Raw genomic sequence first — 17,147 nt, 5'->3', positions numbered from 1 at the left:
GGGATTCTTGTTAAATGTATCTTAAAGTTCCTAAATACGATGATAATCAAAAAAAAAGGAATACAAATTGTATTCCTTCTAACCAAACCAACTTATTTTTAAGTAATTACTATTCCTCCATTTCATCCTCAAACTTCGTATCTGCCATTCTTGTTTTAATGACATCAAAATCCTTATACTTATTTTCTTTTTCTACTTCTACCTTATCATAATCAAAGACAAGGAATTGACCAGAATTCATGCTTTCCATATTATCAAAAGAGAAAATATTGTTATTCTGAATTTGAAGGACTTTTAGGCTTGACAATTGTCCAAACTCCTTGGGAATTTCCCCACCAAGTTCATTGTTCGCCAGCACCAACTCCTTTAATTCACCCAATTTCCCCAATTCTCCAGGAATAGAACCGAACAATTTATTTTCAAAAAGTCCCAAACTCTCCAACTTAGAAAGCTCTCCCAATGAATTTGGTATACGCCCCGTAAGATTATTGCTGGATAAATTAAGTTCTTTTAGGGTTTGAATGTTTCCAAGACTTTCGGGTATTCTTCCGCTTAGGAAATTATTAAAAGCAGAAAGTTTTACCAACGATTTCATATCCCCTATTTCTGAAGGTATTTCGCCTTCCAACCTATTCATCTCCAGTTTCAACACCTCCAATTTACTTAACTGGGCCATACTTTTCGGAATTTCCCCACTTATGACATTGAAAGCAAGGTTTAGATTCACCAAGTGTTTCAAATCCCCTATACTTTCCGGTAGGCTACCTACAAGGTTATTCCTAAAAAGGTTTATTTCCACCACATGCCCGTTTTGGACCGTCACCCCAAACCAAGTATCAACAGGGGCATTAACATCCCATGTAGTATTCCATTTTTGGCCTTGGGTACTTTTGTAAAGTTCCAATAGTACGTTTTTTTCGCTCTTTGGAACCATGGCATTCACCGCCGTGGTAAATACCAAACAAAATACAATCACCCCAAAAACGTAAGCTCTATGTAATTTTTGTTGTATCATATACATATTCTTTTAATTAAAACTATCTTCAAATCTGGTATCGGCCGTTCTAACGTCCTTATCACTATTTATTTTATTAAGATCAAAGTTCCTGTGATTACTTCCATCAAAATCAAAAAGGGCAAACTTATTTTTACCAGCATCGTTACTGAAATCATTTTCGCCAAATCTATTATTTTGAAGTTGTACCAATTTTAGATTAGGAAGGCTCAAGATATCCTCCGGAAATTCCCCCCTGAATCGGTTTTCCGCCAAAACAAGCATTTTAAGCTTGGTCAGGTTTTCCAGACTATCCGGCACTACCCCACTAAAATTATTATCGCCCAACTCCAAACGCTCTAAATCTTTTAAATTTCCAAAGGTTAAAGGAATAGAACCACTTAATCCGTTATGGGAAAGTAAGATTACCCTTAAACTTTTGATCTCACCCATGCTTAGAGGCAATTCTCCAGAAAGGTGGTTATAAAATAGATCCAACACAAGAAGCCTTTCAAGGCTTCCAATATTTTTAGGAATCATCCCTGTTATCTTATTTTTACCCAACCTTAGTACAACCAATTTTTTTAATTCCGTTATACTTTCTGGGATACTCCCACCAATATTATTCAAGGCAAGGTTCAATACTTTTAAATTCTTTAGGTCCCCTATTGAATTTGGTATGCTCCCCCTAAGGTTGTTATTCATTAAATTAATGGAAACCACCTTATTGTTCTCCAGGGTTACACCCTCCCAGGTAGAAACCGGGGCATTTAGATCCCAACTTTTAGTCCAGGTATCACCCTTTGCACTGTTATAGAGGTCTATAAGTACATTTTTTTCCAGACCGGTAACCTGCCCTGACAAAAATTGCCCAATTAAAACCACAAATAGCATAAGTATGCTTTTTTTCATATATTTCACTTTTATCCTAAATAACGAATAAGAATTGTCCTACAAAATAAGATTATTGTTCGTTAAACAGCAAAAATATTCGATGAAATAAGCCCGAAAGGCCCATATTTGTTGTGAAAGTGCAAAAAGTTGTGGTGAAAGAAATTTGTCCTCCTAGTTTTTTTTCCTACAAAGAGAATTCTTCAAGTTCCAAAGTGATATTTTCCCACGTTTTCATTAGGTTTTCCAGGTTCTTTTTTTTCTTCTGATAAGTGTCGAAAAAATTGGCCTTTGCAATTGTTGCGTCGTAATTCATGAGTAGGTCATGATCAATTCCCGCTATCTCCTTTTCTAAACGGGCAATATCACTTTCCGTTGAACTTAACCTATTTTTTAGGGATTTTATCTTTTTTTGATCTTCGAAATCGATGTGTTTCTCCTGGGATTTTTCTTTCTTTTGGACTACTGTTTGTTTCTTTTCTATTGCCCGGAAATCCTCAACTTTTCTCTGTTCCAAATAGAAATCGATATCCCCAAGATATTCCTTAATACTACCATCTTTAAATTCATAAACCTTGTTGGTAAGTCCCTGTAAAAAATCCCGATCGTGACTCACTAATATCAAGGTTCCATCAAAATTCTGAAGGGCCTGCTTTAGGACATTCTTGGATTTAATGTCTAAATGGTTTGTCGGCTCATCCATAACCAACACATTAAAAGGCTGTAGCAACATTTTTGCGAGGGCCAATCTGTTCCGCTCACCTCCGGATAGTACTTTTACATATTTCTCCACCTCATCGCCCCTAAATAAAAAAGACCCCAATATATCCCTTACTTTACTTCTGTTCTTTTCATTTGCCGCATCTATCATGGTATCCAAAATAGTCTTTTCCCCATCCAAATATTCTGCCTGATTTTGTGCGAAATAGCCAATTTGAACATTATGCCCTAATTTTAGATGCCCCTTATGGTCCAAATCTCCCACCATTATTTTTGCCAGAGTGGATTTCCCTTGGCCATTTTGTCCAACAAAGGCGGTCTTGGAGTCACGCTCTATCAACAGGTCTATTTTCTTTAGTACATGGTTATCCCCATAGCTCTTGGACAAGCCTTCTATTTCCGTTACAACTTTACCAGGGGTAACGGAAATTTGAAATCTCAAGTTCATTACACTATTGTCATCCTCATCAACCTCTATCCGCTCCATTTTATCGAGCTTCTTGATCAATGACTGTGCCATGGAAGCCTTTGTGGATTTGGCCCTGAACTTTTCAATCAATCTTTCTGCCTGCTGTATTTCCTTCTCTTGATTCTTCTGGGCATTTAATTGCTGTTGCTTTATTTCGTTCCGAAGCACCAAATATTTGGAATAGGGCTTATTGTAATCATATATTCTTCCCAAGGAAATTTCAATGGTCCTATTGGTAACATTATCCAAAAACATCTTATCGTGAGAGACTATCATTACACCCCCCGCATAATTCTTCAGGAAATTCTCCAACCAAATTATTGATTCTATATCCAAGTGGTTTGTTGGCTCATCCAACAAAAGCACGTCATTACTCTGTAATAAAAGCTTGGCCAATTCTATCCGCATCCGCCAACCTCCGGAAAAGGTTTCCGTTTTACGATCAAAATCTTCACGTTTGAAACCAAGGCCCAACAATACCTTTTCCGTTTCGCCCTGATAATTGTAACCTCCCAATATCTCATAGTGGTGGGTTACATCGTTCAAGTCTATAATTAACTGATTATAAGCCTCACTTTCATAGTCCGTACGTTCGGCCAGCTGATGGTTAATTTCATCCAACCTAAGCTCCAAAGCCTTTATCTCCTCAAAGGCCTGATGGGCCTCTTCCTGAACCGTCCTTCCAAGATCAAAATCGATATCCTGCCGTAAGAATCCCATTTTAATATCTTTATCAGAGGCTATAGTTCCAGAATCTATGGGCATATCCTTGGATAAAATTTTCAAAAGCGTAGATTTACCCGCCCCATTTTTTCCTATTAGACCAACTCGATCCCCGGAATTTAAACGGAAAGATATTTCTTCAAACAGATATTCTCCTCCAAAAGAAACGGAGAGATTGTGGATATTAAGCATATTTGGTGACTAATGTTACACTGATTAATGCTACAAAAATGTAATTTTGTAGAAACTTTTTGCAAATGTTAAAAAAAGGAAACAAACTCTACAGCATTTTAACAGGAACTTGTCCTAAATGTCATGAAGAGAGTATGTATCAGGACAAAAACCCATACCATTTGGGCAATATCTTCAAAATGAACGAGCGTTGCTCGCATTGTGGTACCAAATATAAAATAGAACCCTCTTTTTTCTACGGGGCCATGTATGTTAGTTATGGTGTAGGTGTTGCCTTTGCCGTAGCGGCTTTCGTGATTTCCTTTTTATTTTTCAACGCCACCTTGATAAACACCTTTATTGCCATCATTGTTACAATGATCGTATTTATGCCTTTTATTATTAGGGTTTCAAGAAACATATGGATCAATTTTTTTATAAAATACGACCCAAAGGCCAACACCAAGGTCAGTTCCTAAAATGCTTCTTGGTAAAACGGGATAGGTCCATTTCGGGCACCATAGCCTCTTTATTTTCAATTAGAGCATAGAGATGCCTGGACGCCATTGGCGCAATCATGACCCCACGGGAACCTAAACCATTGAGCAAATACATGTTTTCATGTTCCGGATGCCTGCCTACAAGAGGTTTCCTATCACTTACCGTTGGCCTTATTCCAGCTACATGGTCAACAACTTCATATGGACATTTTAGGAAGGTGTCCAACTTTTGCAAAAGCTCCTGTTTGCATTCTTCAGTGGGAGTATTGCTTTTATCTTTCCATTTATAAGTAGCTCCTACCCTATACAGATCCTTGCCCAAGGGAATAATGAAAACAGAGGATTTTATAACCCGCTCCTCTTTTAAAGCCGGCGCCTTAATGGTCAACAATTCACCTTTGGTACCATTGAGCGGCAAATAATTGAAATATGGATTATTTTTTATCCCAAACCCTGTTGCAAAAACTATGTTCTTAGCCTTTGAACCACGGTATTCCACAGATCCACCTTGTAACTTTAGGGCTTCGAAATCAAAGGTTTCCCTAAGCAATAAATTTTTATTCCCCAGATACTGCCCGTAGTGCCTTAATAAAACAGCAGTATCTATCCTACCAGTATGCAATACTTCCCCATAGCCATATGGCGCTTCAATGTTGGGATTATGGTTGGAAAGTATTTTTGGGGCCACAAAATGGCCTAAATTAGGTTTGTCCGAAGCCTCAAACCAAAGGTTCTGTTCATTTATACTGGCAAAACGCCTTAGGATCGGAATCTTGTAATCCAATTGGATCTCTAATTTCTTTTCCAATTCTGAATAGAAAGGTATGGCCAGATCTAACTGTTCTATGGCATTCCAGGCTAATGTAAAACGTTTAAGGGTAACCGGATTATATAGCCCCCCTGCTACCACGGAAGAAGTTTGGGAATCATCACTGATAACTTTAAACGATTTTTTATTTTTCTCCAATACTTCACAAAAGGAAATACCGGCCAAACCCAGACCCACAATTAGATAATCTACCATTTTGCAAAAGTAGAGAAGGAAATCCAAATCTTCATCAAATTGAAATAATAATCATAATCCGCAAAACAAGCACATTTTAATATCTAGTCAAAAATTCAAAATCCTCCTCAAAACAAAACAAAAAAGAAGCGCCACATCTTAGGATGTGGCGCTTAGCTTTATATGTGAATTGGAATATTATTAAGGCTAGTAGGCCCACATATCTTGTTCCCTATCTCGGATAACCTCCTTAATTCGTTTGGATTCCAATAATTGGAACAAGGCATTATCAGCAATATAGTCCTTAACCTCACGGTCTCCATGCACGTTATCTTCTTTATAGATCGTTGCATTGAATCTTCTTGCATTCAGCAACATATCAAAAGAAATAGGCTGCGCGGAATTCCGTTGGTTAAACACTTTGGCCTCATGTAATATTTGTCTTGCACTAGGATACCATACCCAGAACAATGGAACTTTTGCCTCGGCCAAATCCATAGACTCATCATCTATAAAGTTAACATCCGGAGCTACAGGTGCAATACCCAACAATCGGTATTTTAATTCACCCAATCTTTTGTCGAAATACCAGATTCCTTTAATAAGGTACTCTTCCAAATCGGCAGCAGTAAGGTTCCTACGATTGATATATTCAGGAGAAATAGGCTCTCCCGCATTATACTGCTCGTAACCGTAGTCTGTAGTATCCACTTTTTGCAAAGTTGCAGCCAAATCGCTGAACTTTCTTTTTTCTGTAAAATAGGAATCTACATAAACATCTTGCAATTTTCCGTTTTTGATATTTTTGATCAACACATCGTACAAGGACCTTCTGTCCGGACCTATATCAATGGTGTCCAAAGGATAATACAGTGGAAAGTTTACACGCTCGTCCAAGTCGATTACCTCCCAAACGGTTTTGGACCAGAGAATATCCCTGTCGTCCACATAGGCGTAAGGTAAAGGAGCGTCGTTATCCTTAGCAATTTGCGCTTCTGTCTTCTTCCCTATCTCTTCCGGTAATTTGGCATTTAGAATATTTGCCTGGGCGGAAATAGACAATGGTAACAGGACCACTACTCCAATTAATAAAACATTTTTCCAATTCATCTGTTTAAATTTATTGTTTTTAATCTTCAGTCCTACCAAAGTTTGACTGGTGAATTAGCCATGGTAAACATTCTTCATTTGCCATGGCCATTTCACAACATTTTTACTAGTTTGTTATCTCCACAACAACAGGAGATACCTTTTTAAGCTTATAGCCTTTGTTATTTGTAATGTAAGCCTCGATATCGAATATCTGAACGGCATCGCCACGGCTTGCTCTTTTAAGGGCAGACTTGGCTCTAGCATCCAATTTGTTACCGTTTACATCTACAGTTGGCTGTCCTGGAACTTTAAATTTGAATCCACTAACCGCAAGGTTAAGATCAAAATCAAAGTCTTCCAATAAAGCTCCAATAGTAGAGATCTCTAGGTTGTTTTTACCCATTTTAGCGCTTCCGGATTCTCCTCTTACGGATCCTGAAGGTCTTGGAATATCCTTAATCCTAAACTCAGATGAAGTTTTGATCATTTGTCCATCAGGTAATTTACCTGAAGCAGTTATAGAAACGGTTCTTCCTGTACCAGGATTCATAGCGTATTTACTTCCACTCTGCTTACTAAGTCCTGGAGCAGATGCAGTTACGTTGTTATCAGGTATACCAGGTATGGATATGGTTATAGGGTTTGAAACACCACGATAAACAACATTCATCTTATCAGCTGAAATTACAGCGGCATTTGGTTTGGTAATAGTGGCAAATGTAGAGGATACTGGCACTTCTGTACGCTCTCCATCCTGCATAAACACCAAGTTACCTTCAATCTTATGATCACCAGCACTTCCAGCACTTACGGTTAACCTTACCTTACCGTCCTCGATTACATAATCGGAACCTTCATTTAACTTTCTACCATCTAGGGTCAAGTTAACTTCATTAGGTTTTGTAGTGGCATCTTTACGACCCAATACAATATTTCCTGCAAATTTTTCACCTGCATAAAAGGCAGATTTTTCTTGCTCCAACAAAGTGGTATAATTGGTCATGGAAACCTCACTGCTCAATTGTCCTTGAAGCATTGCTTTTAGGGCATCTTCTTCTGTGGCTTTAATATCTGCCTGAAGAGAAGTGATCTTGGTCAATGATGCAACCAAAGGATAACCTTCAAAGTTATAGTTCAACCAATCTTGCTTGGAACCATCCCTTTTTGTAACCTTACCGTTCTCATCTCCAGTTTCGAACCTAGAATTTACGGAAGACTTTACAGACTCCAATTCTTTAGGCATTACTGCAGCAATCTGGGTACGATAGTTCACCAAGCGATCCAAGAACTCTTTACCATCTGCTCCAAGTTGGTCTCCCTGGAAAAAACGTTGATCTAAATAATCGGTCTTGTCCATTACTTGATAATCTTTTGGATCCTCAACATCGGCCATCATCTCCTTTTTCAAGTTTTCCAAGTATAGGTAATACTCTGCGGACAATTCCTTTATTTTCTTGGCGTCCTCCAAAAGAGGGCCAAATTTCTCAGCATTTTCAGATGCTTTGGTTTCAAGACCACTTAGGAAAGCAGTATTGTTTTCCGTGGTTTTTATGTTAGAAGCTTCTAACTTTTCGTTCATAAGACCGAAAGCCGATAGAACTTCTTTTCCCATATTTAGGGCCAACATCGCGATGAAGATCAAGTACATTAGGTTGATCATCTTCTGACGTGGTGTTGCTTTTCCTCCTGCCATTTTTCTAATTAGTTTTAATTATTAATTGATTTGGGTTTGGTTATTGAATTGTAACTAATTAGTTTCTATTCATTGCAGATAACATACCACCGTAAACTCCGTTCAAAGAAGAAAGGTTGGTTGCCAAAGATTCCATTTGCTCTTTAAGGGCACTTGAATTCTGCACCACTTCCTCGTTGATAGATGCTTGTCTGCTTGCGCTTTCCAATTGTACTTTGTAAAGACTGTTCAAAGATTCCATTTGAGCGGCAGCTTGTACCATTTCATCAGAATACTTTTTAGTAGATTCCATAGCATCAACAGTAGGGGCTATACCTTTGGCAGCACCTTCAAAGTTTCTAATGCTAGATCCAAGACTTTCCATAAGGTTGGCATCTACACCGGCTTCTTTTAACAAATCATCCAATTTTTTGGATAAAGAAGCTTCAGCCTCCTTCATTTCAGCATTGGAATTTGATTTCCCTGAGGCAGCACCTCCGTTTAATTCCGGGTATACCAATGACCAATCGTATTCGTCATCTACTGGCTCAAATGCACTGATGGCAAAAATTAATGCTTCGGTAATAAGTCCGATTGCCAATAATAATCCTCCCGTAAGTGGGCCAAATTGCCAGTGAAGGATCTTAAATAATGCTCCTATAATTACTACAGATGCACCAAGGCCGTAGGCCATGTTAAATAATTTCTTAGTTGATTTTGACTGTGCCATAATTTTAAATTTAATTAAGTAATGTTAATAATAAGTATTTGGTTTAACGTTTGATTCAATATAAAGGTCTTCTTTATTTTATATTCTAATTGGTAGAGTCTTCCTCTCCCATGTAATCCTGTACGGTTCTAAAACCGATATAACTACGTGCCGAATCCTGGTATTCGTAATCCCTGGTGCTTACCTGTAGGAAATAAGCAACATCTTTCCAAGATCCACCTCTAATAACTTTTCTTGCATTTTGTGTAGATTCCGCATTTGGGTTCATCGTAGACACATATTCATAGGAATTTGGGTCATAACTACTGTTGGTCCATTCGGAAACGTTACCTGCCATATTATAAAGGTTATAATCATTGGGCTCGTAGGCTTTTGCCTCTACCGTATACAGGGCTTGATCCGCTGCATAATCTCCTCGTTGTGGCTTAAAGTTGGCCATAAAACAACCAGTATCACTGATCACATAAGGTCCACCCCATGGGTATGTTCCTCCTTCTATACCTCCTCTTGCAGCATATTCCCATTCCGCTTCGGTCGGTAGTCTAAAACGGTTGACAAATTGCTTGCCCCTACTTTTTTGATCGTCGTTCTTAAATTTAGTTCTCCAGTTACAAAACGCCTGGGCCTGTTGCCAAGAAACACCCACTACAGGATAATCACTATAGGCATCATGCCAGAAGTAATCGTTGTGCATTGGTTCGTTATAAGAATAGGCAAAATCTTTTATCCATACCGTAGTATCCGGATATATTTCCAATTCTTCTTGTTTTATGAAATTCTTTCTACTTCCCTTTTTGGCACGAGCTGCTGCTTCAATATCCATCCAGGTGTATTTGTATTTCAATTTGGTAACATCTATATGGCGTTGGCCATTATAGGATTCCTCTTGGGAAATATACAGGGAGTCCATTACCTCGGCATAATACTCATCCGGATATTTGGAAGTATCCCAGGTTAAGCTCTGTTTTCTATTCAATGCCCTGCCTTCGTAGCCTGTTTCTCCCATACCGGCATAATTGTTCAGCATGTACTTATCGTAGGCAGACAATTTTGTGGTATCGGCATCCTTGAAGGCGTAGTCCCCTATACCTCCATCTTCTGGCCCCAATCCCAACTCATCGGCCAAGATAGCCAAACGGGTTCTTGCAATGGAGTCTTTTACCCATTCTACAAATTGACGATATTCACTATTCGTGATTTCCGTATCATCCATGTAGAAAGATCGAACAGTTACAGTCTTTGTCGGGGCGTTTAGTACCTTAGCCTGATCTTCCTCACTCTTACCCATGATGAATGCTCCTCTTGGAATCAATTCCATACCATAGGGTTTTTCAGGATACCACTTTTTTCCTTGAGCTCCGACCAGCTCTCCTTTTGTTTTGGACCCACAACTTGAGAGTAAAAAAACAAATGCTATAGATGACAACAATAGCTTCTTCATACGTTAGGTTAAATTTCGATTATGATTATAAATGCAAACACAAGTATTATTCTCTAAAACTTATTTTTAAATAATTTATTGTATAAATATTGTTTTTATACCCTAAATTTATTATTTCAATTAAACCCTTTTTTGTAGGCTTTAAACCACCGCTCAGGAATATTTTGATTACATGCATCCAGATAATCCAATTCAGTGCATGGTAATAACGCGGGTGAATTTGTTTTAGTATGTGAAGTTAAAATTGAAGGTACCTCTACCCACCATCTTTCGCTGAGATGGCTTTTATAAAAGACGAGGGATTCATCCTCGGTAGGTACGGTATACTTGGTGAAGTCGTTACTATTACTATTGGGGGACTCTTGAATCCTAAAGTTTAGGCCCTCTATAAAATACCATATTATTTGGGCAACAAGTTGAAAGGATTGATTGCTATTTTCGCATTCGTAAATCCCAAAAACGGATACGTTGTCGCTAATTCCGGCATATCTTGAAATGGCACAAATTTCCCTTCCGTTAAATCCGTTGGGAGAAAAGTTTCTGGAATACCCCATATCTGCAGCACGTATAGCACGCGCATCCAAACTTACCACATGGGCATTTCTAAGCACGGGCTCCGCCAGGGTTATATTGGAAATTAATTCCCCCAACCTATAGGAATCAAAGAAAAGGCGCTCCATAAGATCCATTTCTTCTTGGGAATTAAAATAACTTTGATAACCAATATTCGAGAAGTTAAAAAGATTGTTGGGCTTGTCGGTAATTATTTTACTCATATAGGAATGGGAAGAAATAAGCTCTTCGTCCATCCCAAAGTCGAACCTACTGTCTATGGACACTAGATTAACCATATTCTTAAGACCGTCAAAAGCCCTATATGTAGGGTAGGTCAGATCTTGGGTTGCGCCAATGACAATGGGAATAATATTTTCTTCCAGCAGCCCGGCAACAATTTCCTTGACTACGAAATAGGTATCCTCTACGGTATCACCTTCCTCTATATCGCCCAAATCTATGATGGAGGAATTCCAGTTCCCCATCATCAAATTATACAACTGAAGTCTAATTTCGGAAATATCCAGGCGCTCCGGTTTTTTCTCAAAAGCATTTCTGGATTCATTGACCCCTAGTATAGCTACACTTACATTTGCCAGCACGGGCAGACCATGCCGCGCAGTGTGCATGTAAATGTGTTTCCCCAATGCTTGGGCCGGAAGTAATTCGCAATGGGCCAATACCCTGTCACTTACGGGTACTAAAAAATCGAATGCCATATTATTTTTTAGCCTTAGGTTTTGCTTTTGCTTTTGTTTTTTTCTTAGGTGTCTTTTTCTCAATTAATTCCTGCGCATCCTTAAGGGAAATCTTGGTAGCATCCACATCTTTGGAAACTTCCACCTTAATCTTACCCTTAATAATGGTATGTCTTCCCCATCTCGCTTTTTCAATTCGGATACCTTCTTCTGGCCATTCTTGGATCAATTTATCGATCTCTTTTTGTTTTTTGGCCTCTATAATCTCTTCAATATCCTGTTTTGAAAGGCTATCAAAATCATATTTCTTACTAACATTAATAAACATTCCGTCCCATTTAATAAATGGACCAAATCTTCCTACCCCTTTGGTAACGTCCTTATCCTCATAAATTGCAATAGGGGCATCGGCCTTTTGTTTTTCTTTGATAAGTTCTACGGCCCTATCCATGTCTATCTCCATAGCATTTTCATCCTTGCCCAGTGAAACAAACTTTTTACCAAACCTTATATAAGGACCAAAGCGACCTACATTGGCCTCTACATCTTCCCCTTCATAAACCCCGAGCTTTCTTGGCAATTTAAACAAGTCCATAGCTTCTTCGTAGCTGATGGTATTTAAGGACTGGTCTGGCAAAAGACTGGCAAACAATGGTTTTTCCTCGTCATCTACGGTACCTACCTGCACCATAGGCCCAAAACGGCCCAATCTAACCGAAACCTGTCTTCCAGTTTTTGGGTCTGTACCCAAAACGCGTTCACCACTTGCCCTATCCGCATTTTCCTCAACATCCAAGACCTTGGGGTGAAAATCCCCATAAAAATTCTTCAATACTTTTTGCCAATCCTCATTACCTGAAGCAATCTCATCAAAATCCTCTTCCACTTTGGCGGTGAAATGATAATCCAAAATTGTTTCGAAATGTCCTACCAAAAAGTCGGTTACTATTATTCCTATATCCGTAGGCACCATTTTCCCTTTGTCGGAACCTACATTTTCCTTTAAATCTTTAGTAGTAAGCTTATCGGATTTCAGCAGCAGCTGTACATAATTTCTTTCCGTGCCCTCTATGGTTCCCTTTTCTACATAGCCCCTATTTTGAATAGTGGAAATTGTAGGCGCATAGGTAGAAGGTCTTCCTATTCCAAGCTCTTCCAGTTTTTTAACCAAAGAAGCTTCTGTAAATCTATAGGGTGCCCTGGAAAAACGCTCTGTTGCTGTTATATAATTATTAAGGAGTTTTTCACCTTCTTTCATTGCCGGAAGCATTCCTTCCTGCTCTTCACTTATATCCTCCTCATCGGTACCTTCCAAATAGACCTTCAGGAACCCATCGAATTTAATTACCTCTCCGTTGGCAGAAAATTCTTCCTTATGGGTATTGGCCTTTATTTTAACATTGGTACGCTCCAATTCTGCATCACTCATTTGTGAGGCCAAGGTACGCTTCCATATAAGCTCGTATAATTTGGACTGATCCCTTTCCAAAGAAGGGGACTGATTGGTCATCTCCGTAGGGCGGATAGCCTCATGAGCCTCCTGGGCTCCTTTGGATTTCCCTGTAAAATTCCTGACCTTACTGTATTCCTTACCATAATTACTTATAATGGCATCCTTTGCGGCATCTATAGCATCCTGGGATAGGTTAACGCTATCCGTTCTCATATAGGTTATCAAACCAGCCTCGTACAGACGTTGTGCCACCTGCATAGTCCTTGATACCGAAAAATATAATTTCCTTGAAGCTTCCTGCTGCAATGTTGAAGTTGTAAATGGTGCTGCGGGCGATTTTTTGGCCGGTTTCTTATCCAGATTGGCAATCGAAAAATTTGCTCCAATATTTTCCTTTAGGAAAGCTTCCGCCTCTTTCTGGCTGGCATAGGTCTTATTTAACTTGGCCGTAAAAATACTTCCCTCGTTAGTTTTAAACTCGGCAGATATCCTAAAAGCTGCTTCAGGATTAAAAGCTTCTATTTCCCGTTCCCTTTCTACAATTAATCTCACCGCAACGGATTGAACCCTACCTGCAGATAATCCCGGCTTAATTTTTTTCCACAAGACCGGAGAAAGTTCGTATCCCACCAATCTATCCAGAACCCGCCTTGCCTGTTGGGCGTTCACCAAATCGTAATTAATTTCCCTGGGATTTTCAATGGCCTTCTGAATGGCCGATTTGGTAATGGAGTTAAAAACTATCCGCTTCGTTTTATCCTTGTCCAATTTCAACTCCTCTGCCAAGTGCCAGGAAATTGCCTCCCCTTCACGGTCCTCATCACTGGCCAGCCATATGGTATCCGCTTTGTCCGCCAAATCCTTAAGCTTTTTAACAAGGGCCTTTTTATCCTTGTCAACAATATATTTAGGAGCAAAATTATTATCCACATCCACTCCCAATTCTTTGGAAGGCAAATCGGCAATATGTCCAAAACTGGACTCTACCTTATAATCCTTTCCTAAAAATTTTTCAATTGTTTTTGCTTTAGCCGGAGACTCTACGATTACTAAATTCTTTGCCATTAACTAGTTTTTGGTGACACAAAAGTATATCAATTTTTTTATTTAATGGATTTTCATTTGTGCCACCATAAAAAAACACCCCTATTTTAAGGGGTGTTTTAATGTATTTCGAAAGAATTAATTAAGTTTAAATGTGCTGATAAGCTTGATTTTATTCCCCAGATATTCATATTGATAAAGAACTTCTTCCCCGATCATCAATAAATTATCCTCCATGGGAATAACATCAAAGGTATCTATATCCTTAAAATGGTTAAGTTGTACCAAATTCTGAACATTGGTCTTATCATAAACTTTAAGTCCTGAAGCCCCATCGCACACAAATAGTTTTTCATCTTTTACTCCCAGACCATAAGGACCGTCCATGGGATAGGTCTTTACCAATTGAGGGTTGGTGATATCCGAAATATCTACGATAAAGAGGCCACTCTCCGTAGCACCGCACATATTACCGCCCCTTAAGGTTACATAGGCATAATCACCATCAACTACCACAGGATCACAGGCCGTACCGTGTTCAAATTCGGAAATCAAGCTAGGCGTGGCCGGAGATGAGATGTCATAGATATACATACCGCGCATACTGCCTAAAAACAATTGATCTCCCCTGTTAAAAATGGTTTCAATATCAAAACCGGCATAGACGTCATCCAGATCCTTGGGGTTTTCCAGATCTTCAATGTTGAATACATTAATATTATGACTGTCCACGGCATATAAATAATCATTTACGATCTTAAAGCGTGCCAAGGACCCTCCCTGACCTGTTGGGGCGGAATTTTGGGCGGCATTGGACAGCATTACATCAAACTCACGTGAAAAATCTATCTGCTCTTCTTCTATCAACCTTCTCTCCTTTACGGTTTCCCATCCAATCACAATATCATTGTCATAATCTATATCCTGCCACTCATAAATATCTACCTCAAAAGGAAAAATCACGTTGTCCCTCAGAACATTTTCCAAGCGGTTGACCATTTTAATATTATTGATGTCCGATATATCCATTACGATCAAATCCGTAATACTATCGGCATATAGGTAATTGCCCTTTACAGAAACATCTACGTTGCCCGGTATTTTAATAAAGGCTATTTTTTTGGGAGCTCTGGGGTCGGAATTATCAATGACATGAACCCCTTTATATTTCTCATTTACAAATATATAATCATCATAAACATAAATTTTACCGGATTCATCCAAGGGAATAGGAGCTATGACATCTATAGCCGTTTTAAAATCGGCCTTACTCATCTTTAACGGTTTGGCCACCACGTACTCCGCATATTTACCGTCATCCTCGTCATTACAGGAAACAAACCCAAGGGAAGTCAGCATAAACAAAAGTAGAATTGTTCTTCTCATACCAATATAATATTACGGGGTCACCTTTAGAGAGATGCCCCTTAACCCAAAAAGTTGCGTTCATTTTTGATAAATATTTAACTGTCAATATGTCATATTTAGCCATATAATACTATCTTTGCACACTCTTAAAGATGAGGTTGAATGCACAATAAAATGGAGAAGATTATAGATGAATCGGTACAAGGAACTGCCATAACCCTTGCGGAAAACGAAAATAGCACCAGAAAACTATACATAGAAAGCTATGGCTGTGCCATGAATTTTTCGGATAGTGAAATTGTTGCCTCCATACTGTCCAATGAAGGCTTTAGTACCACCCAAGAGTTGGAGGATGCCGACTTGGTTTTGGTCAATACCTGTTCTATTCGAGAAAAGGCAGAGCTTACCATTCGCAAGAGATTGGAAAAATTTAATGCCGTAAAACGGCACAGGCCACATATGAAGGTGGGGGTACTTGGATGTATGGCCGAAAGGCTAAAAACCAAATTGCTGGAAGAAGAGAAAATTGTGGATATGGTGGTTGGCCCGGACGCCTACAAGGACTTGCCCAATCTTATCCAAGAGGTGGACGATGGCAGAAATGCAGTAAACGTAATCCTATCCAAAGATGAGACCTATGGGGATATATCGCCGGTACGCCTCAACACCAACGGCGTAACCGCCTTTGTATCCATTACCCGTGGTTGTGACAATATGTGCACCTTTTGCGTAGTACCCTTTACACGGGGACGGGAACGCAGCAGAGACCCACAATCCATACTGGAAGAAGTAAACGACCTAGCCCATAAAGGATTTAAGGAAATTACCCTGTTGGGACAAAATGTGGACAGCTACCTTTGGTACGGTGGCGGATTAAAAAAAGGGTTCGAAAAAGCGTCCGAAATGCAAAAAGCCACCGCTGTAAATTTCTCGAACCTATTGGAGATGGTAGCTTTGGCGCAACCAAAATTACGTATCCGCTTTTCCACTTCCAATCCGCAGGATATGAGCTTGGATGCGGTTCGGGTCGTAGCAAAATATCCAAACATCTGTAACTATATTCATTTACCGGTGCAAAGTGGCAGTGATAGGATCCTAAAGGAAATGAACAGATTGCACACCAGGGAGGAGTATCTTGAACTGGTAAGGAATATCAAGGAAATAATTCCAGATTGCACCGTTTCACAGGACATGATCACGGGATTTCCGACCGAAACAGAAGAAGATCATCAGGATACTCTTTCCTTAATGAAAGAGATCAAGTATGATTATGGTTATATGTATGCCTATTCCGAAAGGCCCGGGACGGCTGCAGCAAGGAACATGAAAGATGATGTGCCTCAAGAGGTCAAAAACAGAAGACTAACGGAAATCATTGCCCTTCAAAGGGAGCACAGCCATTTTAGGAGTAAGCAGCAGCTCGGAAAAACAGTTGAAGTTCTGATCGAGGGATCCTCCAAAAAATCGGATTTGGATTGGATGGGCAGGAACTCCCAAAGTTTTGTAGTGGTATTTCCGAAGGAAAACTACAAAATAGGCGACTTTGTGAATGTCGAAATTACCGATTGCACCTCCGGCACCTTAATAGGTAGGCCGTTGGGGCTATCCAATAACAATTAAATA

13 protein-coding genes are annotated in these 17,147 nt (G+C 39.3%); 2 read left to right on the top strand and 11 right to left on the bottom strand.

Annotated elements, in window-relative coordinates:
* Positions 1-109 precede the first annotated feature (109 nt).
* The 3 genes from MWU82_RS20235 to MWU82_RS20225 all read right to left on the bottom strand — a co-directional run bounded on the left by MWU82_RS20235 (position 110) and on the right by MWU82_RS20225 (position 3,989).
* On the bottom strand, positions 110-1,015 hold the full coding sequence (locus MWU82_RS20235; protein ID WP_215949394.1) for a hypothetical protein: 906 nt from the start codon (positions 1,013-1,015) through the stop codon (positions 110-112).
* A gap of 12 nt (positions 1,016-1,027) precedes the next feature.
* Positions 1,028-1,906 carry a hypothetical protein gene (locus MWU82_RS20230; RefSeq protein WP_247097710.1) on the bottom strand — a complete coding sequence of 293 codons (879 nt, stop codon included), beginning with the start codon at positions 1,904-1,906 and terminating at the stop codon, positions 1,028-1,030.
* A gap of 166 nt (positions 1,907-2,072) precedes the next feature.
* Positions 2,073-3,989: an ABC-F family ATP-binding cassette domain-containing protein gene (locus MWU82_RS20225; RefSeq protein WP_247097709.1), complete on the bottom strand. Its 1,917-nt coding sequence runs from the start codon at positions 3,987-3,989 to the stop codon at positions 2,073-2,075.
* Between the two features lie 65 nt (positions 3,990-4,054).
* On the opposite strand from MWU82_RS20225, the gene MWU82_RS20220 reads away from it, so the two are divergent.
* Positions 4,055-4,447: a DUF983 domain-containing protein gene (locus MWU82_RS20220; protein WP_215949397.1), complete on the top strand. Its 393-nt coding sequence runs from the start codon at positions 4,055-4,057 to the stop codon at positions 4,445-4,447.
* Here MWU82_RS20220 and MWU82_RS20215 read toward each other — a convergent pair.
* The 8 genes from MWU82_RS20215 to MWU82_RS20180 form a co-directional block, all read right to left on the bottom strand.
* Positions 4,437-5,492, bottom strand: a complete 1,056-nt coding sequence (locus tag MWU82_RS20215; protein ID WP_247097708.1) for an FAD-dependent oxidoreductase — start codon at positions 5,490-5,492, stop codon at positions 4,437-4,439. The two genes, MWU82_RS20220 and MWU82_RS20215, sit on opposite strands and share 11 nt — an antisense overlap.
* A 186-nt stretch (positions 5,493-5,678) precedes the next feature.
* Positions 5,679-6,581, bottom strand: a complete 903-nt coding sequence (gldN, locus tag MWU82_RS20210; protein ID WP_215949399.1) for a gliding motility protein GldN — start codon at positions 6,579-6,581, stop codon at positions 5,679-5,681.
* 106 nt (positions 6,582-6,687) lie between these two features.
* A complete protein-coding gene (gldM, locus tag MWU82_RS20205) occupies positions 6,688-8,256 on the bottom strand; it encodes a gliding motility protein GldM (RefSeq protein ID WP_247097707.1) in 1,569 nt (522 codons plus the stop codon).
* A 58-nt stretch (positions 8,257-8,314) separates the two neighbouring features.
* Positions 8,315-8,965, bottom strand: a complete 651-nt coding sequence (gene gldL / locus MWU82_RS20200) for a gliding motility protein GldL (RefSeq protein ID WP_215949401.1) — start codon at positions 8,963-8,965, stop codon at positions 8,315-8,317.
* Positions 8,966-9,050: 85 nt separating this feature from the next.
* Entirely contained in the window at positions 9,051-10,406 is a 1,356-nt protein-coding gene (gene gldK / locus MWU82_RS20195) for a gliding motility lipoprotein GldK (protein ID WP_247097706.1), read from the bottom strand.
* Between the two features lie 116 nt (positions 10,407-10,522).
* On the bottom strand, positions 10,523-11,680 hold the full coding sequence (locus MWU82_RS20190) for a formimidoylglutamase (protein WP_215949403.1): 1,158 nt from the start codon (positions 11,678-11,680) through the stop codon (positions 10,523-10,525).
* Position 11,681: 1 nt separating this feature from the next.
* The gene (topA, locus tag MWU82_RS20185) at positions 11,682-14,177 is read right to left on the bottom strand and encodes a type I DNA topoisomerase (protein ID WP_247097705.1); all 2,496 of its coding nucleotides are present in this window, start codon (positions 14,175-14,177) and stop codon (positions 11,682-11,684) included.
* Between the two features lie 117 nt (positions 14,178-14,294).
* Positions 14,295-15,542, bottom strand: coding sequence for a hypothetical protein (locus tag MWU82_RS20180; protein WP_247097704.1), 1,248 nt, complete (start codon positions 15,540-15,542; stop codon positions 14,295-14,297).
* 156 nt (positions 15,543-15,698) lie between these two features.
* On the opposite strand from MWU82_RS20180, the gene miaB reads away from it, so the two are divergent.
* The gene (gene miaB / locus MWU82_RS20175; RefSeq protein WP_215949759.1) at positions 15,699-17,144 is read left to right on the top strand and encodes a tRNA (N6-isopentenyl adenosine(37)-C2)-methylthiotransferase MiaB; all 1,446 of its coding nucleotides are present in this window, start codon (positions 15,699-15,701) and stop codon (positions 17,142-17,144) included.
* Positions 17,145-17,147 lie beyond the last annotated feature (3 nt).

The sequence above is a fragment of the Arenibacter sp. S6351L genome (assembly GCF_023016025.1).
Taxonomy (GTDB): Bacteria; Bacteroidota; Bacteroidia; order Flavobacteriales; family Flavobacteriaceae; genus Arenibacter; species Arenibacter algicola_B.
The sequence above is the reverse complement of the archived record's forward strand: the minus strand, read 5'-3'. Positions and strand labels throughout refer to the sequence as shown.

Coding starts and splice junctions, on each gene's coding strand:
- MWU82_RS20180 (WP_247097704.1), bottom strand. CDS start 15,542: ATGAGAAGAACAATTCTACTTTTGTTTATGCTGACTTCCCTTGGGTTT.
- MWU82_RS20225 (WP_247097709.1), bottom strand. CDS start 3,989: ATGCTTAATATCCACAATCTCTCCGTTTCTTTTGGAGGAGAATATCTG.
- gldN (WP_215949399.1), bottom strand. CDS start 6,581: ATGAATTGGAAAAATGTTTTATTAATTGGAGTAGTGGTCCTGTTACCA.
- gldL (WP_215949401.1), bottom strand. CDS start 8,965: ATGGCACAGTCAAAATCAACTAAGAAATTATTTAACATGGCCTACGGC.
- MWU82_RS20190 (WP_215949403.1), bottom strand. CDS start 11,680: ATGGCATTCGATTTTTTAGTACCCGTAAGTGACAGGGTATTGGCCCAT.
- MWU82_RS20220 (WP_215949397.1), top strand. CDS start 4,055: ATGTTAAAAAAAGGAAACAAACTCTACAGCATTTTAACAGGAACTTGT.
- MWU82_RS20235 (WP_215949394.1), bottom strand. CDS start 1,015: ATGATACAACAAAAATTACATAGAGCTTACGTTTTTGGGGTGATTGTA.
- topA (WP_247097705.1), bottom strand. CDS start 14,177: ATGGCAAAGAATTTAGTAATCGTAGAGTCTCCGGCTAAAGCAAAAACA.
- gldM (WP_247097707.1), bottom strand. CDS start 8,256: ATGGCAGGAGGAAAAGCAACACCACGTCAGAAGATGATCAACCTAATG.
- MWU82_RS20215 (WP_247097708.1), bottom strand. CDS start 5,492: ATGGTAGATTATCTAATTGTGGGTCTGGGTTTGGCCGGTATTTCCTTT.
- gldK (WP_247097706.1), bottom strand. CDS start 10,406: ATGAAGAAGCTATTGTTGTCATCTATAGCATTTGTTTTTTTACTCTCA.
- MWU82_RS20230 (WP_247097710.1), bottom strand. CDS start 1,906: ATGAAAAAAAGCATACTTATGCTATTTGTGGTTTTAATTGGGCAATTT.
- miaB (WP_215949759.1), top strand. CDS start 15,699: ATGGAGAAGATTATAGATGAATCGGTACAAGGAACTGCCATAACCCTT.